The sequence below is a fragment of the Stenotrophomonas sp. Steno-C17 genome (assembly GCF_056393165.1).
In genome coordinates this window covers 106,085-127,436 of the sequence record NZ_JBWJPD010000013.1, presented here as the reverse complement: position 1 = coordinate 127,436, position 21,352 = coordinate 106,085, and the positions used below count along the sequence as shown (strand labels likewise).

16 protein-coding genes are annotated in these 21,352 nt (G+C 66.2%); 2 read left to right on the top strand and 14 right to left on the bottom strand.

All coding sequences use genetic code 11. From position 1 onward, the window contains the following. Positions 1-289: 289 nt before the first annotated feature. Positions 290-1,660, top strand: coding sequence for a pyridoxal-phosphate dependent enzyme (locus tag AC06FA_RS13280; RefSeq protein ID WP_478068717.1), 1,371 nt, complete (start codon positions 290-292; stop codon positions 1,658-1,660). Positions 1,661-1,784: 124 nt separating this feature from the next. Next, complete coding sequence (locus AC06FA_RS13275; protein ID WP_478068716.1) at positions 1,785-2,960, top strand: cystathionine gamma-synthase; 1,176 nt, start codon at positions 1,785-1,787, stop codon at positions 2,958-2,960. Positions 2,961-3,029: 69 nt separating this feature from the next. Here AC06FA_RS13275 and AC06FA_RS13270 read toward each other — a convergent pair whose 3' ends face one another. The 14 genes from AC06FA_RS13270 to AC06FA_RS13205 form a co-directional block, all read right to left on the bottom strand. After that, positions 3,030-5,978, bottom strand: a complete 2,949-nt coding sequence (locus AC06FA_RS13270; protein ID WP_478068715.1) for an FkbM family methyltransferase — start codon at positions 5,976-5,978, stop codon at positions 3,030-3,032. 2 nt (positions 5,979-5,980) lie between these two features. Further along, entirely contained in the window at positions 5,981-7,297 is a 1,317-nt protein-coding gene (locus AC06FA_RS13265) for an ABC transporter ATP-binding protein (RefSeq protein ID WP_478068714.1), read from the bottom strand. Then, on the bottom strand, positions 7,287-8,105 hold the full coding sequence (locus AC06FA_RS13260) for an ABC transporter permease (protein WP_478068713.1): 819 nt from the start codon (positions 8,103-8,105) through the stop codon (positions 7,287-7,289). The genes AC06FA_RS13265 and AC06FA_RS13260 overlap by 11 nt, the downstream gene beginning before the upstream one ends. Positions 8,106-8,172: 67 nt before the next feature. Next, complete coding sequence (locus tag AC06FA_RS13255) at positions 8,173-8,580, bottom strand: GtrA family protein (protein ID WP_478068712.1); 408 nt, start codon at positions 8,578-8,580, stop codon at positions 8,173-8,175. Next, complete coding sequence (locus tag AC06FA_RS13250; protein WP_478068711.1) at positions 8,577-10,463, bottom strand: hypothetical protein; 1,887 nt, start codon at positions 10,461-10,463, stop codon at positions 8,577-8,579. The genes AC06FA_RS13255 and AC06FA_RS13250 overlap by 4 nt, the downstream gene beginning before the upstream one ends. Beyond that, positions 10,463-11,755 carry an NAD(P)/FAD-dependent oxidoreductase gene (locus AC06FA_RS13245; RefSeq protein WP_478068710.1) on the bottom strand — a complete coding sequence of 431 codons (1,293 nt, stop codon included), beginning with the start codon at positions 11,753-11,755 and terminating at the stop codon, positions 10,463-10,465. The genes AC06FA_RS13250 and AC06FA_RS13245 overlap by 1 nt, the downstream gene beginning before the upstream one ends. Positions 11,756-11,811: 56 nt before the next feature. Then, positions 11,812-13,887 (bottom strand): hypothetical protein, encoded by a 2,076-nt coding sequence (locus AC06FA_RS13240; protein WP_478068709.1) that lies wholly within the window; start codon positions 13,885-13,887, stop codon positions 11,812-11,814. A 36-nt stretch (positions 13,888-13,923) separates the two neighbouring features. Beyond that, positions 13,924-14,868, bottom strand: coding sequence for an NAD-dependent epimerase/dehydratase family protein (locus AC06FA_RS13235; protein WP_478068708.1), 945 nt, complete (start codon positions 14,866-14,868; stop codon positions 13,924-13,926). A 1-nt stretch (position 14,869) separates the two neighbouring features. Then, complete coding sequence (locus AC06FA_RS13230; protein ID WP_478068707.1) at positions 14,870-15,601, bottom strand: SDR family oxidoreductase; 732 nt, start codon at positions 15,599-15,601, stop codon at positions 14,870-14,872. Positions 15,602-15,603: 2 nt separating this feature from the next. Next, positions 15,604-16,917, bottom strand: coding sequence for an FAD-binding oxidoreductase (locus tag AC06FA_RS13225; protein WP_478068706.1), 1,314 nt, complete (start codon positions 16,915-16,917; stop codon positions 15,604-15,606). Continuing rightward, positions 16,914-18,311: a UbiA family prenyltransferase gene (locus AC06FA_RS13220; RefSeq protein WP_478068724.1), complete on the bottom strand. Its 1,398-nt coding sequence runs from the start codon at positions 18,309-18,311 to the stop codon at positions 16,914-16,916. Before AC06FA_RS13220 ends, AC06FA_RS13225 begins: the two co-directional genes overlap by 4 nt. A 141-nt stretch (positions 18,312-18,452) precedes the next feature. Beyond that, positions 18,453-19,421 carry a lysylphosphatidylglycerol synthase transmembrane domain-containing protein gene (locus AC06FA_RS13215; RefSeq protein WP_478068705.1) on the bottom strand — a complete coding sequence of 323 codons (969 nt, stop codon included), beginning with the start codon at positions 19,419-19,421 and terminating at the stop codon, positions 18,453-18,455. Then, on the bottom strand, positions 19,421-20,359 hold the full coding sequence (locus AC06FA_RS13210; protein ID WP_478068704.1) for an electron transfer flavoprotein subunit alpha/FixB family protein: 939 nt from the start codon (positions 20,357-20,359) through the stop codon (positions 19,421-19,423). The genes AC06FA_RS13215 and AC06FA_RS13210 overlap by 1 nt, the downstream gene beginning before the upstream one ends. Then, positions 20,359-21,105, bottom strand: a complete 747-nt coding sequence (locus AC06FA_RS13205; protein WP_282245401.1) for an electron transfer flavoprotein subunit beta/FixA family protein — start codon at positions 21,103-21,105, stop codon at positions 20,359-20,361. The genes AC06FA_RS13210 and AC06FA_RS13205 overlap by 1 nt, the downstream gene beginning before the upstream one ends. Positions 21,106-21,352 lie beyond the last annotated feature (247 nt).

Sequence of the window (21,352 nt, the reverse complement as noted above, 5' to 3'; positions counted from 1 at the left end):
CCCTGGCCTGCGGACATCCCATCAGCTTGAGTCCACCGATGCGGGCGGTACCGGTCTCCTCGTCGATCCGGGGCCGTCCGCATCCTCCTTTCCGGGCATGGCCCCGCTTTGGTAGCGGCCAACCTTGGTTGGCCGGCCTTCCGGGTTGGCCCATCTGGCCGCTATCCAACCGGGCACGCTTCGGCCCGGCGATGCAAGCCAGCGTTGCGTCCCTGCGCCTGACTTTCGGCGCCATCCGTCGGATAATCCAAGGTCCGGCCCTGCGCGGCGCGAAACGAAAGTCCCCCGAATGTCCATCCATTCTTCCGTCCTCGAACTCATCGGCAAGACCCCGATCGTCAAGGCCCAGCGCCTGGATACCGGTGTCTGCGAGCTCTACCTGAAGCTCGAAAGCGCCAACCCGGGCGGATCGATCAAGGACCGCATCGGCCTGTCGATGATCGAAGCAGCCGAGAAGCGCGGCGACCTGAAGCCCGGTGCCACCCTGGTGGAAGGCACCGCCGGCAACACCGGCCTGGGCCTGGCCCTGGTGGCACAGCAGAAGGGCTACAAGCTCATCCTGGTGGTGCCCGACAAGATGAGCCGGGAAAAGATCTTCAACCTGAAGGCGATGGGCGCAGAAGTGCGCCTGACCCGTTCGGACGTGGCCAAGGGCCACCCGGAGTACTACCAGGATCTGGCCCAGACCATCGCCGAGCAGACCCCCGGCGCCTACTTCATCAACCAGTTCGGCAACCCGGACAACCCGGCCGCGCACGAATTCGGCACCGGCCCGGAAATCCTCGAACAGATGGGCGGCGATCTGGACGCCATCGTGTTCGGCTGTGGCAGTTCGGGCACCATGACCGGCCTGTCGCGCGCCTTCGCCAAGCTGTCGCCGAAGACCGAACTGGTGCTGGCCGACCCGGTCGGTTCCATCCTGGCCGAGTACATCAACGACGGCGTGCTGAACGACAAGTCCGGCAGCTGGCTGGTGGAAGGCATCGGCGAGGACTTCCTGCCCTCGATCTCCGATTTCACCCGCGTCACCAAGGCCTACCCGATCACCGATGCGGAAAGCTTCCACACCGCGCGCGAGCTGCTGGGCAAGGAAGGCATCCTCGGCGGTTCGTCCACCGGCACCCTGCTGGCCGCCGGCCTGAAGTACTGCCAGGAACAGACCACGCCGAAGAAGGTGCTGGTGCTGGTGCCCGACACCGGCAACAAGTACCTGTCGAAGATGTACAACGACTACTGGATGCTGGACAACGGCTTCCTGCAGCGCCCGCAGCACGGCGACCTGCGCGACCTGATCCTGCGTCCCTACGGCCAGCGCGACACCGTGGTGATCGGCCCGAACGACCTGCTGACCACCGCCTACCAGCGCATGAAGCTGTATGACGTTTCGCAGCTGCCGGTGATGGACGGCGACCAGCTGGTCGGCATCGTCGATGAAAGCGACGTGCTGCTGCACGTCTATGGCGACGAAGCGCGCTTCCGCGACCCGGTGGCCACGGCCATGGTCAGCAAGCTGGACCGGCTGGACGTGAAGTCGCCCATCGAAGCCCTGCTGCCGGTGTTCGACCGCGGCCAGGTGGCCATCGTCATGGACGGCAACGCCTTCCTGGGCCTGATCACCCGCATCGATCTGCTGAACTTCCTGCGCCGCCGCGTGCAGTAAGCGCGCGATCGCCCGCATTCGCTGCTGAATCCTGGTCCATCTGCGTTCCACCCCGTCCAGGGGCGCGCCGATGGACTCCCGCTCCTTCGACGGCGCCGTGCTTCGGCGCCCATCAGGAAACGATATGTCCAACGCTTCCAAGCCCGATCGCGCGCTGGCCCTGGCCACCCTGGCCATCCACGGCGGCCAGTCGCCCGATCCGAGCACCGGCGCCGTGATGCCGCCGATCTACGCCACCTCCACCTACGCACAGTCCAGCCCGGGCGAGCACCAGGGCTTCGAGTATTCGCGCACGCACAACCCGACCCGCTTCGCCTACGAGCGCTGCGTGGCCTCGCTGGAAGGCGGTACGCGCGGCTTCGCCTTTGCGTCGGGCATGGCCGCCAGCTCCACCGTGATGGAACTGCTGGACGCCGGCAGCCACGTGGTGGCGATGGATGACATCTACGGCGGCACCTTCCGCCTGTTCGAGCGCGTGCGCCGCCGCACCGCCGGGCTGGATTTCAGCTTCGTCGACCTGACCGATCTGGCCGCCTTCGAAGCGGCGATCACCCCGCAGACGAAGATGGTCTGGATTGAAACCCCGACCAACCCGATGCTGAAGATCGTGGACATTGCCGCGGTGGCCGCCATCGCCAAGCGCCATGGCCTGGTCGTGGTGGTCGACAACACCTTCGCCTCGCCGATGCTGCAGCGGCCGCTGGAACTGGGCGCCGACCTGGTGCTGCATTCGGCCACCAAGTACCTCAACGGCCATTCGGACATGGTCGGCGGCATGGTGGTGGTCGGTGACAACGCCGAGCTGGCCGAGCAGATGGCGTTCCTGCAGAACTCCATCGGCGGCGTGCAGGGCCCGTTCGACAGCTTCCTGGCCCTGCGTGGCCTGAAGACCCTGCCGCTGCGCATGAAGGCGCACTGCGCCAATGCCCTGGCGCTGGCGCAGTGGCTGGAAAAGCACCCGGCCGTGGAGAAGGTGATCTACCCGGGCCTGCCTTCGCACCCGCAGCATGAACTGGCCGGCAAGCAGATGTCCGGCTTCGGCGGCATCGTGTCGATCGTGCTGAAGGGCGGTTTCGAGGCGGCCAAGCGCTTCTGCGAAAAGACCGAACTGTTCACCCTGGCCGAATCGCTGGGCGGCGTGGAAAGCCTGGTGAACCACCCGGCGGTGATGACCCATGCCTCCATTCCGGTGGCCCGCCGCGAGCAGCTCGGCATCAGCGATGCGCTGGTGCGCCTGAGCGTGGGCGTGGAAGAGCTGGGCGACCTGCAGGTGGACCTGGAACGGGCGCTGGCGGCGTAAGCGCCACGCGCCCGGGCGCGGCGGGGTGGTGGTGTTGATGACCCACCCCCCACGCGCGCCCGGCATTGCTCAGCGGGCAATGCTTCGATAGATCCTGGCGGCCAGTCGTGCCGCCGGTGCCGCACCCGGAATGGTCAGCAGCCGGTCAATGATGCGGCCGAGCCGGCGCCCGACGCGCTGGCCCGACGTTGCGATCTCGGCGGCAGCCGCCGCAGGCCGTTTCAGCGCATCCAGCCGGCGCAGGACCGATGCAACGCCGGCACCGGTGCTCAGGTTCATCGCCGAGGTCAGCGCGGCATGCACCTCCAGCGCCGAGCGGTGCCAGCCATCCACTTCGCCCGCGCGCCGCTCGTCGGTCCAGGCGGGCATGGCCGTCTGCAGCGAACGCACCAGCTCACGGGTGGTCTGGTAGGAGTGGATGTTGGCCGAACCGACAATGCGCTCGGCCAGCTCACGATTCAGCCCACTGTCGCGCACGAACACCGGGCGGTGATGTGCCAGCGAATGCAGGACCGGGAACCCGAAGCCTTCGTAATGGCTTGGGAACACGACCACGCGTGCATCGCGGTAGAACGAACGGAAGGTCTCGTCATCGATGTTGCCGGCCTTGAACGCCTGTACGTTCGCAGGCAGTTCGGCCACGTCCGGGTAGCCGATCGACACGATCTTCTGATCGGGCAGGGCGGCGGCCAGGGCATCGGTGGTGCTGCGCACGAACTTGTGCGTGTAGTGATTGCCGATGACCAGGATATGCGAGCCATCCGAGCCGGTCGGCTCATGGCGCGCGTAATCGGCAGGGTCCAGCGAATGCTGCGAGACCTGCTGCAGCGTCGACGCACCAATCGGGTAACGCATGCGGATGCGATCAAGCGTGAAGTGCGAGTTGGTGAACAACACGCTCATGTTCTCGAACGCGAAGCGCCAGATGCCTTCGTCGAAGTCCAGCGACAGGTAGCCGCAATCGGTGGAAATGGTGTCGAGCATGAAGATGCCCACCACCGGTGCGCACTCGAACAGGTTCAGCAGGGTCTCCTGCTGGTAAGGCTGGCCGATGCGAACCACCGCCGCCACCTTGTTGCGGTGGTCGCCCGGATCGAAACGCACCAGGCCCGGCAGTCTGTCCAGGCCATGGAACTCCCATGCCTGCGCACTGATGAACACACCAATGCGGGTGTCTTCCGGCCACGCGCGCTGGGCGGCGGCCAGCAGCTTCACGCCCGACTCGAACGTGCCATTGTGGAACGGCCCGAACGAAGAGAAATCGAAGGCGATCGTGCGTTTGCCTTCCACCGGATCCAGCGTTTCCAGCAAGCGCTCGGCACGGTATTCCGGCGAAGTGAAATAGCGGTAGATCAGCGGGTCGTATTCCGGATAGCGCTCGCGCAGGATGCCGGCATTGATCTGCTCGCGCTCGGAGCGCTGCTGGTTGGTGGTCGAGAACGATTGTTCGCCCTGATGCCAGATGAAGGCATGGTTGGCCAGGACGGCGCGATACCCTGCGCGATTGGCGCGCATGATGAGGTCGTTCTCTTCGTTGTAGCCCTTGCCATAGACCGTATCGAAGCGGCCGAACTCGGCCAGCAGCGTGCCGCGGATCCACAGCGCGAAGCCCACAGCGGTCGGGATGAACGACAGGCGCGGCAGGCGGCGGGCAATCGGCAGGAACAGCTCGCGCGCCTTCTCGGCACTGATCTCGGCATGCTCGATCGAATGCGGCAGGGTCGCCAGCGTAGCGTTGTTGCTGCGCGGGCAGACAAAACCAATCATCGCGTCCAGCGACGAAACGGCGACGATCTCGGCGATCGCCCCCGGGGTGACTTCGGTATCGGAGTTGAGCAGCAGAACGTCGGCGTCGTCTTCGATGGCCCGGTCAAAGGCGCGGTTGCACGTGCCGATGAAGCCCAGGTTTTCCTCGTTGGTCAGCACCTGCATGGGTACGCCGGGAATGCCCTCGGCCACCGCCTCAGCCAGCGCGGCGCGCAGCCCTTCATGGTCGGGGCTGTCGTTGTACAGCCAGACCGACGCGCGCGCCTGCACCAGCTCGCCGGCCACGCTGCGCAGGCCGCGCATGAACGGGGCAACCAGCTGCTCGTTGCAGTAGAACGGGGCGACGACGTGCAGCACGCGGCCGGCTGCGGTGCCGACCGCCGCTGCCTGCGGCTTGCTGGTGGCGCGATGCACGGCTTCCACCGCAGGCGCGTCCGGCAGCATCTCCGGCAGGTACTGCGGCTTCTGCAGCAGCAGCGCCACCACGTCTTCCAGCGACTTGATCGCGCGCATGCCGTCCACCGGCGCGCCCGACAGGCGCTCGGTGGGAATCAGGAACAGGCCGCATTCGGCGTTGGCGCCATGGAAATTGTCCGGGCACTGATTGAAGTTGTCCGGGTTGAACGCCGGGTAGATCACCCCGTAGGCGGCGTACCCCTGGCCACTGACCGCCGCCAGCGTGGTGGCGGCGCCATCCACCGAATTGCATTCGGCGAACACGACGGGGCGGCAGCGCTGCAGCGTCTGCGCTGCGCCGGCCAGGACCTGCGCCTCCATGCCCTCGACGTCGATCTTCAGCAGATCCAGTCGCGACAGGTGCAGCGAATCCAGCGTGATGATGCGCACGCTGTAGCCATGGCCGTCGTCGATCAGCGTCAGCCCGCCCTGGTTCTGCGATTCACTGTCCGTGTCGGCCAGCGAGATCTGCCCGGGATGATCGGAAATGCCGACGTTGTGCGCGGTGACCTGCTGTGCAAGGCCATTGCGCTCGATGTTCCGCTGCAGGATGGCGAAGGCTTCGCGGCGCGGCTCGAACGCATGCACCTGGCCGATCTGGCCCACGGCGCGGCCGAATGCCACCGCGTGGGTGCCGATGAAAGAGCCCACGTCCGCGACCACGCCACCTTCGGGTACGAAGCGGCGCAGCAGCTCGAGTTCGTTTTCCGCCCACTCTCCATACCAGCGCAGCGAATCGGCGATGACGGTGTCGCCGGGAAGCGTTTCAAAAACGCCGTGTCGTCCAGTAATCATGGTCATGAGCGATGAGAGGTGCGGAAGGACACCGACAGCGGCTGTGCGCCGGAGATGCCATGCACGAGTTGAGGGTTCAGGGCGGTCAGCACCAGCGCGTCGTGCAGCCAGTGATGCTGCACATGATCGTCACCGGGGCCTTCGGCAAGTGCCAGGTCCAGGCTGTACTCGCCGCGGATCAATCGCGGCAGGCGCATCTGGAAGGAGACGGTGAAGGTGCTGTCCTGCTCGACGGCGATAGCTTCCTCGCGCAGGTAGCTGTCCGAACTTTCAGCCACCAGGTACTGGCCCTTGCGGTCCTTCAGCATGAAACCGATGGCCGGGTAATCCAGCGGCTTGAGCGCACGCGCGGTCACCGTCAGGCGGACATCGTCATCGGAGGTGAATTCCGAGACGGGGTTGCCATCGACGTCGGTGAACACCGCAGATTCGATGCGGGCACCACCGGCGCCGAAGCTGTCCACGTCGGGGCGGAACGCGCCGGCATGGAAGCGGGTCGGGTCCACCGTAGCGGCGTCATAGGTGCCACGGCTGAGCGCAGCGTTGCTCTTGGCGACCGCTGCTTCCTGGCGGTCAGCATAGAGCTCGCGCAGGTAGACGGCCGAGATTTCACGGGCCGAGCCGATGTCGCACAGGTACTGGCCATCCTGCCGGCGAAGCAGCACGGCCGAGGCGCACAGTGCGTTGACGGCGCCCATGTCGTGGCTGACGAACAGCAGGGTGCCGCCGTTGCGCTGGAAACCGGCAAGGAAGCGCATGCACTTCTGCTGGAAGTAGGCGTCACCGACACTCAGCGCTTCGTCGATGATCAGGATGTCCGCGTCGACATGGGCGATGACCGCAAACGCCAGCCGCACGTACATGCCGCTGGAATAGGTCTTGACCGGCTGTTCGATGAAGTCGCCGATGTCGGCGAACGCGGCGATGTCCGCGAACCGGCGGTTGACCTCTTCCTTGCCCACGCCGTACAGCGACGCGGCCAGATAGACGTTCTCGCGACCGGAGAATTCGGGATTGAAGCCGGCACCCAGCTCCAGCAACGCCGCCACGCGGCCGTTGACGGTGATCTCGCCCTCGGTGGGGGTCAGCGTGCCGCAGATCATCTGCAGCAGCGTCGACTTACCGGCGCCGTTGCGACCAATGATGCCGACGGTTTCACCGCGATGAATGGTGAAGCCCACCTCGCGCAGTGCCCAGAATTCGCGGTAGTACTGCCGGCGCCCGCGCCACAGCATCTGCATCAGGCGGTGCGCGGGCTTTTCATAGACGTTGAAGCATTTGCCCAGGTCGCGAACCTGGATCGCCACATCAGAGCACATCGGCGAACCCCTTGCGCGTACGCTGGAAGAAGGCGAAGCCTGCGCAGAACACGATGATCGACACCAGCAGGCAGACCGGATACACGACCGGGTCCAGGCCCTTGCCCCAGATCAGCACATCGCGCATCTGAGCAACGATCGGCGCGAGGGGGTTGATGCTGAGCACCGGCCGCAGCGAAGCCGGGATGGCATCGATCGGATAGAAGATGGGCGTCAGGAACATCACGGCGGTGGTGATGATGGCGGTGATCTGTGCGGTGTCGCGCAGGAACACGCCCAGCGCCGAAAGCAGCCACGCTACGCCGGTCATGAACAGGATCATCGGCAGCATGACCACCGGCGCCAGCAGTGCGCTCAGCGGCGGCAGGCCGGTGGACACCAGGTAGAACAGCAGCCACACCACCAGGTTCACCGCCAGGCTGAACATGGCCGTCAGCACGCTGACCCACGGCAGGATTTCCAGCGGGAACACCACCTTCTTGACGTAGTTGGTGTTGCCGACGATCAGCGTGGGCGCGCGGTTGAAGACTTCAGAGAACAGATTGAAGACGAGCAGGCCGCTGAACAGCACCAGCGCGAATTCGGTCCGCGACCCGGTACCGCCCGGCCAGCGGGCCTTGAACACCTCGCTGAACACGAAGGTGTAGATGGCGAGCATGAACACCGGTTGCACCAGCGCCCAGGCCAGGCCCAGAAGCGAGCCGCGGTAACGCGCCGCGATTTCCCGCGCCGCCAGTGCAAACACCAGGCGGCGGTTGTGCATCAATGATCGGAGCAGGTAGCTGGGGGAGCTGGGGTAGGCTTCCATTCAACGATGGGTAATGAGGTTGACCCGGTAGTCTACTGCGCCCCGGTGATGCCCGCATCGAGACCGTTCAGACTTTGTCCTTCCCCGAGCGGGAGAAGGTGAAATGCTTGTGGCCGAGGTAAGCGGTGAAGATCGGCACGGCCACGCCCACCAGGTGGGCGCTGAGCGGAATGTCGAACGGCCAGTTGATCAGCGGCAGCAGCCAGCGCTTCAGCAGCACGCTGATGGCCAGGGTCTGCAGCAGGCTGATCGCATTGATGGCGATGAACCAGGCCGCCTGCTGGGCGATCGGCCGGTCCGAGCCCTTGAACACCAAGATGCGGTTCAGGATGAACGCGGTGAGCATGCCCAGGCCATAGGCCAGGCAGACGGCCACCTCAAACGGGGTGACCAGGCTGAACAGGATGCGGCTGCCCACGTTCACCGCTGCGGCGGTGCCTCCGCAGACGATGAAAAGCAGAAACTGGCGGCTCATGCGTGCTTCCTGTCAGGTGCCGGGGTGGAACGGGAGACGGCAAGCACCAGCAACATGAATGCCATTACAAGTGAGAGATACAGCAGGGTACCGGCGCGCGGCTCGGCCCACAGGCGCAGTGCGCTGAGGGTGCCGGCTTCGGTGGGCAGGGTCAGCGCAACCCAGGTGTGTTCATCGTTGTCTTCGATGCGCAGGCGGTAACGGTCGCCGGGCGCATGCACCAGGTGGGTCTGCCAGCGCTCGCCCTGCACGGCACGCGGCGCCAGCTCGATGCGGTGCTGGGCACCGACCAGGGCGGCCGCAACGCTGGGTGCGCCGCCACCGGCCTGCCGATAGGCCAGCCAGGTCGCCGCTGTGGCCACTTCATTGCTGTCGCACTTCAGCAGCGTGGCGTCGCCGGAGCCGGGGGCATAGCTGCCCAGGGCGTGCGGCAGTGCCGGCAGGGTGGTGTAGCTGCCCGGGTAGGCCAGTGCCGCGCAGTCCGTGAAGGTGAACGCCAGCGGGCGACGGATCTCCACCGGCATCATCGCCGCGGCGTCCGGCGCGGACAGCACCCGGCTGATGCGGTCGGCGTCGGGGTAGGGCAGCAGATCCGGAGAGTGCTTCAGACGCTCCAGGTCGCCGTCGGCGAGGAAGCCGGCCAGCAGGCGTTCCTGGTTGGCACCCAGTGCGGAACGGTGGGCGATATCGGCCTGGGCGTGCAGGAAACTGGGGTAGGACGACAGCGCGACCCAGCCCAGGAACAGCGTGGGCACCGCGGCGCGGGCCCAGGCGGGCCAGGTGCTGCGAAGGCGGAAGCTCGCATACAGCACCAGCCACAGGTTGTTGATCACACCCAGGGCAAGCAGATCGGTGTAGCGCGAGGTGACGCCGTTATGCACTTCGGTGCCACGCGAATACGCCATGGCCACGGCCTGCACCAGCACCCACCCTGCAAGCGCGAACGCGAAACGCAGCCCCGGGGTCAGCGGTTGCCGCGAGCGCACGTGCAGCAGCATCACCGCGGTCAGGGCTGCGGTGGGCGACCACAGCACCAGCACGCTGAGCCAGCTCGGCCGCAGCGGCCAGGACAGAGTCATCTTCAGGGCCTGCAGGAACTCGGCCAGGGAGTGCGCATGGAAGGTATCGCCGTGCGGTGCCGCCGGCATCGTCAGCAGCCCGGTCGCGGCGACAGCGGCCATCAGTGCCAGCCCGATCAGCGCCGGGCGGCGGTCGATGTCGCCGGCCACGATGCGGTACAGCAGCAGTCCGGCGGCAGCGGCGGCGGCGAACACCCCCGATGCCATGGTGAACAACGCCAGGCACGCGCACGCCAGCATCGCCAGCAACCGGTTGCGGCTGAGGGTATCTGCCGCGGCCAGCCAGGTGGTGGCGACCGACAGCAGGGCAAGAATGAAGAACTGGTTCTGGAACCCGGCAATCAGGTTCTCCCAGCCCAGGGGAGCGGCCGCCAGCGCGAACACCCCCACCGCAAACAAGGGGCGCGCCGACGCGGGCAGGGTGCGCAGACCCACCCATGCCATCGCGCCGATGGCCGCCGCATGCGGCAGCACATTGAACAGCATCTCCACCTTGGCATCGAACTGGTTGCCGTTGCTGGCAAACAGGCCCAGCGAGATCAGGCGGGTGAACAGGATGCGATGTTCATTGTGGGCAGCGAAGAAATGCCCGATGCCCAGCTCCCCCCGCAGATAGGGCAGCAGCAGGTTGTCGAACTCGGCATCCCACTGGTCCCAGAAGGGACTGCTGCTGCCATAGCGGAGGACCAGGTAGGCGCGCACGGCCACGAGGGGAACCAGCACCATCGTGAGCAGGAACCCGGGGTGCAGCGGATGCAGCCCGGCGGCCAAGCGTGCGCGTACGGCGCCTACCATCGACTTCATCAGCGCAGCGCCTCGTCCACCAGCGCCTGGGCGGTGTTGATGCTCTCGTTGATCGAGCGGTCTTCAGGGTAGTAGTAGGCCGTGTCAGCCATGAAGAAGCCCTGCACCGGCGTGCGCATCGACGGCAGCATGTCCTGGAAGCCCGGCGGACAGATGGTCTGCGCGAACTCGTAACGGTGGCAATGCGAGGCCAGCACCCAGTCACGCTTGAACTCGGGGTTGATGCGGGCCAGGTAGCCCAGCACTTCTTCGATCAGCTCGGCGTTGGACTGCTGCCACTTCGGGTGGGTCTTGGGCATGTAGTACGGCGCGTACAGGATCTTCTGGCCCGGATCGGTGCCCGGGTTGAGGTTGCTGTACTCGATCACGCCCGGGATCTCGATGCCCGGGTCGCTGATGTTCATCCAGAAGTTCTCGCTCACCGCATGCTTGAGCTTGAGGATGACGCAGGCCACCGGGATGTTCTGCACGGCCGCGACCTTGGCGCGGAAGTCTTCCGGCAGCCCCGGCACCAGCGCCGGCACGTACTGGATGGGCGCGGTGGAGATCACGCCGTCGTAGGCGGTGAACGCACCGCCCACCGACACGCCGGTGACCTTGCCGTTCTCGGACACCACTTCATCGATGCCCTGCGACAGCTCGATACGGCCGCCACGCGCCTGGATGTCCTGCACCATGCGCTCCAGCAGCGTCATCGAGCCCCCTTCCAGGTAGCCCATGCTCTCGTGCATCAGGTTGCGGCGCGACAGCGCCACGCGCTTGATGCGGGTGCCGATCCAGCTGGCCGACAGGTGGTCCTTGAACTCGAAGAACTTCAGGCGGAAGGCATCCTTCCACATCACGTCGTAGGCCTTCTGGCCGATCCAGCGACGGATCCAGGTGCCAGCCTCTTCCTTGTCCAGCGCGGTCCAGTCCTTGATGCCCTTGGTGTACATCACGTGCAGGGCATAGCGGAACTTGCTGATCGGGCCCAGGTGCGGGAAGGCCAGCAGGGCAAACGGGGTGCCCCACTTGTACAGCTTGCCCTGGTAGAAGTACCCCATCTTCGTGTCGGTCCAGCGCAGTGCCTTGGACAGGCCGTAGCGCTCCAGCAGTGCGAAGAGCGGATAGTCGGTCTTGCAGATGAAGTGGTAGTAGCGCTCGATCGACAGGCCGTCGAAATCGAAGTTGGCCGACATGCCGCCAATGCGATCGTCACGCTCGTAGATCGTGACCGAGTGGCCCTGGTCGAGGAGTTTCACGGCGGCCATCAGGCCCATGGGGCCTGCGCCGATGATGGCGAATTTCTTCATGTGCACGAACCCGTACGGCTGAAAAGGGAAAAAGAGGTTGGCGTCATGGGATGCGATCAGTGCTTGGTCGGGTACTGATGCTTCTGCATCACGTACGGAGCGCCGATGGCCGTCCACTCACCCCAGCCGTCGCCGGAGTCGGTCGCGGTGATGGTGATCGTGCGCGGCTCGGAATAGGCCTGCACGCGGACAGCCCACAGGCGCCAGTGACCCAGGCCCGGCGGGTTGCAGAGCTGGTCGATGGTCTCGCCGTTGTCGCTCACTTCAAAGCGGGCGTGGGTCGCAGCCGGGCCGGTCAGCACCGGCACCGCGATCGCATTGACACCGGCCGGAACCACGACGGACAGCGAAACGTGACCGGTACCCGCATCACCCTTGACGGTCCAGGAACCGTAGATGTCGCCCTTCAGCGACGGCTGGCCCACCTCGGCATTGTGGCCGTCACGGGCGAAATCGCCCTGCAGGTCGACCGAGGTGACCTGCAGCGGGGCGCCGGTGTTGATCGACGACGTCTGGTTCAGCTCCGGATCGGCCAGGCCGCGCTTCTGCGGCTGTTCCTGCACACCCTTGAACGGCACGCCCACGGCCGGCACGTCCGAGCGACGGTACAGCACGAAGTGCGTATCGATGTTGTGCTCGATCATGTAGTTGTTGGCGGCAGCCGCGTTGGCGCGGAAGTTCCGGATCTCGATGTAGTGCTGTGCGATCCAGGGCGACCCCTTGCACTCATGTTCGCGCAGGGCGACGTACTCAGGCAGGAAATCGCCCAGCAGGGTGCACAGGCCGGCGGCGCGGTGTTCCTTGGTGTAGGCAACCACATCGGGATTGATCAGCCCCGGGTAGTCCACGATCACGTGGCGCGAGTAATAGGAGCTGTAGCCCAGCGGCTCCATGCCGACCTTGTCGGTGGGACGCATCACAGCGCCCAGGTAGCGGCCCATGGCCTCGCGGGCCGGTGCTTCGATGTTGGCCTGGATATCGTGCTCGGCCTTGAAGGTGGTCGGCAGCACCGTGACCATGGCCGCGATGTACGCCACCGCCACCGTGATGGCCGCCTTGCGATTGCGGATCAGGCGGGCCAGGCCGTAGCCGGCGACCAGGCTGGTGGCGGCCGAGACGGGCACCACGTACCAGCCGAACACGCCGTTCACCGCAAACACGTAGTACGCCCAGTAGACCAGCACGAAGGCGACCGGAACGTACAGGGCCTTGGTGCGGTGGCGGACGACGCTGTACGCGCTGAACGCGAACAGCAGGATGACGGCGATGGAAATGGCACCGTGGTCCCACAGGCGCCAGTAGCCGGTGCCGTTACCCGCGAACGACGGGCCCATCGGGACCCAGAAGTCCAGCAGCTTCTGTCCCAGCGAGACCTTCTGCGGCGCGTAGCCGTAAGCCTTGGCCAGGATGGTGTTGGGCAGCGGCGAGCCGTAGTAGAGCGTGGTGAAGATCAGCCAGGGCGCGTAGAGCGCGGCACCGATCAGCACGGACTTCACCGCTTGGCCCTTGCCCACGACGAAGTAGGTGAAGACAACGATGATGATGTTGAGGAAGGCGAAGTCCGGGCGCGCGTACAGCGCCAGCGCCAGGGCCAGGCCGATCAGCTTGGGGTTGCCGGTGGTCGCGGCATAGAACGCGAACAGGATGGTCGCCACGACCATCTGCGTTTCCATGCCGGCCATGCCCCAGAGGATCTGGTGGTGTTCGAAGGCCAGGTAGGCCAGCGTGAATACCATCCACGCGGTCTGGTTCGGCTCCTTGGCGCGGACGATCACCCGGTAGCCGAGCAGCACGGTCAGCGCGCCGGTCAGCGCGGAAATGAACTGGATGAACGGCAGGGCGTAGGTTCCCTTCCAGTCCAGTGCGCCACCAATGATCGGCACCAGCACGCTGATCGGGCTGGTGAAGCCGTGCACGACCTTGTCATCCACCCGGAAGTGGGAAAGCTTGCCGACCTGGAACAGGTTCTCCGCGTGCAGCACCGTGATCAGCGCGTCTTCCCACACACGATCGGTGTAGGCCCAGAACGCCAGACGAATGACGACGGCAGCCACCATGAGCAGCAGGACGGCCAAGGGAAGGTTCTTCCAGGAGGAATCCTGGTTGGGCGGCAGCGAAGAGGTTTTCAGCATGATTGACCGGTGGTTGGCAAGTTGAAGGTTGTCGGCTCAGCGCTGCAGCACGATGTGTGAATACTTGGGGTCGGTGTAGCTTTCGCGGATGGCATCCTCGAACGGCGTCTGCTTCACCCCGAACACCGCTTCGGTGTCGATGCCCTTGAAGTCGTCGCCGGCGCTGAGTGCCTTCAACTGGTCCGCGGTGAACGGCGGCTTGCTGCTGAACAGGCTGTAGACCTTCAGCAGGAACGCAAAGAAGCCGATCGGAATGTGCACGATGACGGTGTGCAGCTTCTTCACCCGCTTGATGGTGCGGATGATGTCCACGTAGTCCACGCGGGTATCGCCGACGATGTCGAAGACCTCGCCATTGGGTTCGGTTTCGATGCACTTGGCGATGCAGCGGCAGAAATCGCGTTCGTACAGCGGCTGGCGCATGAACCTGCCATCGCCCGGAATCGGGAACACCGGGGTGCGCGCCATGAAGCGCGACAGCCAGCCCAGGTGCTTGGGGTCGAACCAGCCGAACATCAGGGTGGGGCGCAGCACGCAGTGGCGCTGGCCGCTGGCCACCACCATTTCTTCCTGCTCGCGCTTGGTGTTGGTGTAGTCATCCTTGGCCACCGAGTTCACCACCGACGAGCTGATGTGCACCATGTACGGCACGGCAGCGTCCTGGGTGGCCTTCAGCACGTGGCCGGTGGCGGTGATGTTGTTGCGCACGAACAGATCGGTCGTCTTGCCGGTGATCTGCGCATGCAGCTGCACCACGCAGGCGGCACCGTTGAACTCGGCCGCCCAGGCGCCCGGCTCGGCCAGGTCGGCGTGCAGGACGCGCACGTCCGGATGCAGGTCCTGCAGGATGCGCAGGTTGTGCGCGTGCTTGTCGATGGCCACCAGCTGGGTGTAGCCCTGCTGCTTCAGCTCGACGATCAGGTTCTGACCGACCAGACCGGCGGCGCCGGTGATGACGATCTTGGCGTGCTTGTCGGTCATGTCAGAGCTTGATCCTGCGGAAGACGAATTCGGGAATGTTCTTGATGATCATCATGATGGCCCACCAGAAACCGGGCAGGTAGGCGACGGCCTTGCGCTTGCCGATGGCCTTGAGAATGCCGGCGGCAACCTTGTCCGGGGTGGCCCACAGGGCGCCCTTCTTGAACGCAGCGGTCATCGGCGTATCGACGAAACCGGGCTTGATGACCAGCACATTGATGCCGGCCGGGCGCAGGCGCTGGCCCAGGCCGCTCAGGTAGGCGGTGACGGCGGCCTTGGCGCTGCCGTACAGGTAGTTGCTGGCGCGGCCACGGTCACCGGCCACCGAAGAGATGACGGCCAGGCTGGCCCCGGACTGCAGGCGCTGCGCCAGCGCGGCAGACAGCGCGATGGTCGAGGTGCCGTTGGTAGCGAATTCCTGCAGCGACAGCGCCACCGAGGCATCGCACGCGGCCTGGTCGGGCAGGGTGCCGTGGGCGATCAGCACGGTGTCCACACCGCCCAGCGCCGTCCACGCGTCATCCAGCAGCGCGCCATGGGCGGCTACATCGTTCACGTCCAGCACGCCGCTATGCACGTGCTGCGCACCGCGCACGCGCAGGTCGGCGGCAATGGCGTCCAGCTTGCCGGCACTGCGGCCCACCAGGTACAGCGCGGCGCCGCGTGCGGCGTACAGGCGGGCAACCGATTCGGCGATGGCCGAGGTCGCGCCGATGATCAGGATCTTCTGCATGCTTACTCCATCACCCGGCGCCAGAAGCCGGATGAGAATCGAGGGTCGATGAAGCGGGAAAATGCTTCCCAGGCCGGATAGGCCTGGCGGAACAGGGTGCCGGACATGCGCGCGTCCTTGGCCGCGTACACGGCACCACCCGCCTCGCTGACGATGCGGTCCAGGCGGTCGAGCATCTTCAGCAGCTCGGGACCGTCGTTGGGGAAATCCAGCGCCAGGGTGGTGCCCGGGCGCGGGAAGGAGAGCAGGCCCGGCGAGGGCCGGTCGCCGAATTCCTTCAGCACCGCCAGGAACGAACCGCGCCCGCTGCGGGCGATTTCACCCAGCAGCGCCGCGGTGGCGTCGCGCGCGGTGGCCGGCGGCAGCACGCACTGGTGCTGCAGGAAGCCGCGCGGGCCATACATGCGGTTCCAGTGGTTGATGCCGTCCAGCGGATAGAAATAGCTCTGGTAGTGCGAGACGTGGCGCGCGCGGCGCGCCGGCTGGCGCCAGTAGTACAGGGTGTTGAACGGGCGCAGGGTCAGCGGGTTGACCAGCGAAACCGGCGGCACCAGCGGCATGCTGCGCTTGGGCGCGGAGCTGGGCGTGGCCGCGTGGGCATCGCCCGGCGCATGGTCGCCGCGCAGGAAGTGCCCGCGACCGAGCGCGCGGCCCTTGGCCAGGCAGTCGATCCAGGCCACGGTGTATTCGAAATCGGCGGCCGACTCGCGCGACAGCGCGAAGAACTCGTCCAGGTTGTCGAAGCGGATCGATTCGGTTTCGATCCAGGGGCCGGGAACGCGGCGCAGCTGCAGTTCGGCCCAGGTGATGAAACCGGTCAGGCCCAGCCCGCCCACGGTGGCGGCGAACATGCCGCTGTCGTCGGCCGGGCTGAGCTGCTGGCGCAGGCCATCGCTGCGCAGCAGTTCCAGGCAGCGCACGTGGTGGCCGAAGGTGCCGGCACGGTGGTGGTTCTTGCCATGCACATCGTTGCCGATCGCACCGCCCACGGTGGCGTAGCGCGTGCCCGGAGTGACCGGCAGGAACCAGCCGCGCGGCAACGCGATATCCAGGATATCGGCCAGGGTCACTCCGGCCTCGCAGCGGACGATGCCGGTGGCCGGATCGAAGTCGATGAAGCGGTCCAGGGCGCGGCTGGTCAGCAGGGTCGCGCCCGGGTTCAGGCAGCTGTCACCGTAACTGCGGCCGTTGCCGTGGGGCAGCACGGTGCCGCCCTCTGCGGGCAGCGGCAGGGCCGCGGCACGGTCGAGCACCGGAAGGATCCGCTGCTGCACCCGCGGGTAGCGCCCCCAGGACTGGCCAACCGCTGCACTCATATGGCGATCAGGACGATCAGCACGCACAGGGCGATGACGATCTGGCTGCCGCGGTCCATCGCCGCGAACACGATCGGGTCGTCATGCATGTCGCCGCGGTGCGAGACGATCCACATGCGGCTGATCCAGTACAGCAGGATCGGGCACAGCAGCCACAGCAGCTTGGGGCTGGTGTACAGCTCCAGGCTTTCCGGGCTGTTGATGTACAGCGCGAACACCAGCACGCCGATGTAACCGGCGGCGGCGCCCAGCGACTGCACCAGCGGCAGGTCGGCCACCGAGTAGCCGCGGCCGATGGCCATTTCCTTGCCGTTGGCCAGTGCCGACGCCAGTTCGGTGTAGCGCTTGAGCATGGCCAGGCTGAGGAACACGAACATCGAGAACGCCAGCAGCCAGAACGACAGTTCCGAATTGATCGCCACCGCGCCGCCGATGATGCGCACGGTGTACAGCGCCGCCAGCATCACCACGTCGATCATCACGATGCGCTTGAGCTTCAGCGAATAGCCCAGGGTCATCACGTAGTAGCACAGCAGCACGCCGGCGAAGGCGGGGCTGCACCACAGCGCCAGCGCGAAACCGGCCAGGGTGATCAGCGGTGCGACCAGCAGGCCATGCAGCAGCGGCAGGGTGCCGGCGGCGAAGGGCCGCTTGCGCTTGCGCGGATGCATGCGGTCCGGGGTCAGGTCCAGCAGATCGTTCAGCAGATAGACGCCGGAGGCGCACAGGCCAAAGGCCAGGAAGGCCACGCCGGCATCGGTGATGGCGACCGGATCCAGGAAGCGGTGCGCGGTCAGCAGCGGCACCAGCACCAGCAGGTTCTTCAGCCACTGGTACACGCGCAGGGCCTTGATCCAGGTCAGCAGGCCGCCGTTGTGCGCAGGCAGGTGCGCCAGCACTTCGGTCTGGCGGGCGGCATCGCGGGCCAGGCCATTGCCGTTGTTCACCACGATGGCACCGCCGGCGCGCGCCCAGACCTTCAGGTCCACGCGGCCGTTGCCCATGTAGTCGAAGCCGCGTTCACCAAAACGCTCGGCCAGGGCCGCGCCCTTGTTGTTGCCCGACAGATTGGTGTGGCCGTCGCTGGCCATCACTTCCTCGAACAGGCCCAGGTGGTCGGCGATCGGTTGCACCAGCAGGCGGTCCGACGCCGTGCACAGCACGCGCGGGCGCTGGGTGGTGGTGCGCAGTATTTCCAGCACCCGCTCGTCATAGGGCAGGGTGTCGGCGGGCAACTGCACGCGCGAGGCCAGCTGGCGCTTCACGTAGGCCTTGCCACGCAGCAGCCAGAACGGCACCAGGAAAATGTACAGGGGGTTGTGGGCCAGCAGGGCCAGCAACGATTCGTACAGGATGTCCGAGCGAAGCAGGGTGCCATCCAGATCGACGCACAGGGCACGTGATGAGGTCACAGCGGACGTGCCTCTTCGCAGAAAATGGCGTGATGCTGCATGTACTTCCTTTTCCACACGGTTGAATTCATCCTGAATGATAAGGGAACCGGCTGATACGCGCAGCCATCCACCTTCTGAACGTCACGGCCTTGCTTTCAGCTCCAGAAAGGCCATTGCAAGCATTCCCACGACCACCGCCAGCCACAGGCTGACCAGGCGGATGCCGATGGCCACGGTCAGCGCGGTATCCACCGCAACGCCGCTGGCACCGAGCATGACCACGATCGCCGCTTCGGTGGTGCCCACGCCGCCGGGGACGAACGAGAGTGCGCCCACCAGCATGGCCAGTGGGTAGATGCCCAGCGCCAATGGCCACGGCAGGGCAATGCCCAGGGCCTGGCACAGCAGGGCGAAGGCCGCGGCGGTCAACAGCCACGCAGCAGCGCCGTGCAGGCTGGCGGGCAGCAGCAGGCGCACGCGCAGCAGCGGGCCGAGGGCGCCGGCGCCACTGACCAGGAAATGGCCCAGCCGCCGTACCGGTGCACCCGGCAGGTGCTCGATGATGCGGTGCGCGGTGCGCGCCAGCGGCGGCCAGCAGCCCAGCAGGGCCAGCACCAGCAGCACGCCCAGGATGATTGCCGCCAGCGCGCCGAACGCCGGAATCAGGTGGGCCGCGCCGATCGCCAGCACGGTGATCACCAGCAGGTCCAGCGCCCGTTCGAAGATGAAGGTGGCCAGGGTGGCGCTGGCCGGAACGCCCTGCCAGCCGAAATAGCGGATGCGCAGCAGTTCTCCGGCCTTGCCGGGCGAGGCGGTGAAGGCAAAACCGGCCAGGTAGGCCAGTGCGCCCCGGTCCCAGCTGTGCGGGCGCAGCGCCTGTGCGGCAAGCACCGCGCGCCAGCGCTGGTAGCGGAACACATAGCTGGCCAGCACCAGGGCACTGCACAGCAGCAGCGTGCCGGCCTGTGCGGCCAACTGCGAAAGGATGTTGCGGTCGCGGTCGATGTACCACAGGACCGCCAGGTAGACCGCCGCCGTGGCGGCGACCCACAGGCCTGCGCGGCCCCGGCGAGCCGGCTTCACCGGCGCCGGGGACGTGCAGTCAGACATTACAGTGCAGCTTCCAGCTCCGGCAGGATCGCGAACAGATCCCCCACCAGACCGATATCGGCAATTTCAAAGATCGGCGCATCGCCGTCCTTGTTGATCGCCACGATCGTGCCGGCATCCTTGATGCCGGTCAGATGCTGGATGGCGCCGCTGATACCCACGGCCACGTACAGTTCCGGCGCGATGATCTTGCCGGTCTGGCCGACCTGCAGGTCGCTGGGCACGTAGCCGGCGTCGACGGCGGCGCGCGAGGCACCCACGGCGGCACCGAGCTTGTCGGCCAGCTGGAAGATGACCTTGAAGTTCTCTTCCGAACCGACGCCACGGCCACCGGAGACCACGCGCTTGGCGGCCTGCAGGTCCGGGCGGTCGCTGGCACCGGCGGCCAGGCCGACGAAGCGGGTATGGGTCGGCAGGGCCGCGTCCACGCTGGCCGCTTCAACGGTGGCATTGCCACCCTGGGCCGCTTCCGGCCAGGAGGCCGCGCGCACGGTGGCGACCACGATCTGGTCGGCCGGGGCTTCCACGGTGATGATCGCGTTGCCGGCGTAGATCGGGCGCTTGAAGGTGTGGCTGCCTTCCACGGCCATCAGGTCGGACACCTGGTTGACGCCCAGCAGGGCGGCCACGCAGGGCATCAGGTCCTTGCCGAAGGTGGTGGACGGGCCGAACACGTGGCTGTAGCCCTTGGCCAGCTGCGCGATCTGCGGGGCCAGCACCTGGGCGATGGCCTGCGCGTTGGCGGCGTTGGCGACGGTGAGGACATTGGCCACGCCGGCGATCTTCGCGGCTTCAGCAGCCACGGCGGTCGGGTCGGCGGCCAGCACCAGCACGTCGATGCTGGCACCGCTGATGGCGGCGGCGGCGCTGACGGTCTTGGCGGTGGCGGCGTTGAGCTTGCCGTCGTGGTGCTCGGCGATGACGAGAATCTTGCTCATTACAGCAGCCCCTTCTGCTTGAGTGCGGCAACCAGTTCGGCCGCGTCCTTGACCATCACACCCTTGCTGCGCTTGGACGGCGCGGCGTACTGGGTGGTCTTGAAGGTGTCGGCGGCTTCAACGCCCAGATCGGCCAGCTGCAGGGTTTCCAACGGCTTGGCTTTGGCCTTCATGATGTCCGGCAGCTTGATGAAGCGCGGCTCGTTCAGGCGCAGGTCGGTGGTGACCACGGCCGGCAGATCCACTTCCAGCGTTTCCAGGCCGGCGTCGACTTCGCGGGTGACCGTGGCCTTGCCGTCGGCAATGTCCAGCTTGCTGGCGAACGTCGCCTGCGGGCGGCCCCACAGCGTGGCCAGCATCTGGCCGGTCTGGTTGGCATCGTCGTCGATGGCCTGCTTGCCCAGGATCACCAGGTCCGGCTGTTCCTTCTCCACCAGCTTCAGCAGCGTGCGGGCGGCGGTGAGCGGCTGGATCGCCTGGTCGGTGACCACGTGGATGGCGCGGTTGGCGCCCATGGCCAGGCCGTTGCGCAGGTGCGCCTGGGCATCGGCCGGGGCGATGGTGGCCACGATCACTTCGGTGGCGATGCCCTTGTCGCGCAGGCGCAGGGCTTCTTCCAGTGCGATTTCATCGAAGGGGTTGGGGGACAGCTTGACGCCGTCGGTGACCACGCCGGAACCGTCCGGCTTGACCTGAATGCGGACGTTGTAGTCCACCACGCGCTTGTACGCGACGAGGATTTTCATCTGGTACTCGATCCTTGTAGTGCCGGCCGTTGGCCGGCTCACAGTAACGGGAAACGTCCGGTCCTCGCACAGCAACCGGTTCGGGGGTGGGATCTGGATTCTAACTGGCCTTGACCGACCGTGCGAATGCGTATGGTTTTGTTGCGTCGCGTCAAAAAACGCTGAATCCGCCTGCGTCATTCACGTCTGGCAGGCAGTCGTGAAGATCGTCGCGCTGTATGCTGCTGCGCTGTGCCGGAGTGCCCGA

Bases quoted from the DNA above. Each gene is read 5' to 3' on its own strand.
- AC06FA_RS13215 (WP_478068705.1), bottom strand. From the start codon at position 19,421: ATGTCTGACTGCACGTCCCCGGCGCCGGTGAAGCCGGCTCGCCGGGGC.
- AC06FA_RS13275 (WP_478068716.1), top strand. From the start codon at position 1,785: ATGTCCAACGCTTCCAAGCCCGATCGCGCGCTGGCCCTGGCCACCCTG.
- AC06FA_RS13265 (WP_478068714.1), bottom strand. From the start codon at position 7,297: ATGTGCTCTGATGTGGCGATCCAGGTTCGCGACCTGGGCAAATGCTTC.
- AC06FA_RS13245 (WP_478068710.1), bottom strand. From the start codon at position 11,755: ATGAAGAAATTCGCCATCATCGGCGCAGGCCCCATGGGCCTGATGGCC.
- AC06FA_RS13230 (WP_478068707.1), bottom strand. From the start codon at position 15,601: ATGCAGAAGATCCTGATCATCGGCGCGACCTCGGCCATCGCCGAATCG.
- AC06FA_RS13255 (WP_478068712.1), bottom strand. From the start codon at position 8,580: ATGAGCCGCCAGTTTCTGCTTTTCATCGTCTGCGGAGGCACCGCCGCA.
- AC06FA_RS13270 (WP_478068715.1), bottom strand. From the start codon at position 5,978: ATGATTACTGGACGACACGGCGTTTTTGAAACGCTTCCCGGCGACACC.
- AC06FA_RS13280 (WP_478068717.1), top strand. From the start codon at position 290: ATGTCCATCCATTCTTCCGTCCTCGAACTCATCGGCAAGACCCCGATC.
- AC06FA_RS13235 (WP_478068708.1), bottom strand. From the start codon at position 14,868: ATGACCGACAAGCACGCCAAGATCGTCATCACCGGCGCCGCCGGTCTG.
- AC06FA_RS13210 (WP_478068704.1), bottom strand. From the start codon at position 20,359: ATGAGCAAGATTCTCGTCATCGCCGAGCACCACGACGGCAAGCTCAAC.
- AC06FA_RS13240 (WP_478068709.1), bottom strand. From the start codon at position 13,887: ATGCTGAAAACCTCTTCGCTGCCGCCCAACCAGGATTCCTCCTGGAAG.
- AC06FA_RS13260 (WP_478068713.1), bottom strand. From the start codon at position 8,105: ATGGAAGCCTACCCCAGCTCCCCCAGCTACCTGCTCCGATCATTGATG.
- AC06FA_RS13250 (WP_478068711.1), bottom strand. From the start codon at position 10,463: ATGAAGTCGATGGTAGGCGCCGTACGCGCACGCTTGGCCGCCGGGCTG.
- AC06FA_RS13205 (WP_282245401.1), bottom strand. From the start codon at position 21,105: ATGAAAATCCTCGTCGCGTACAAGCGCGTGGTGGACTACAACGTCCGC.
- AC06FA_RS13225 (WP_478068706.1), bottom strand. From the start codon at position 16,917: ATGAGTGCAGCGGTTGGCCAGTCCTGGGGGCGCTACCCGCGGGTGCAG.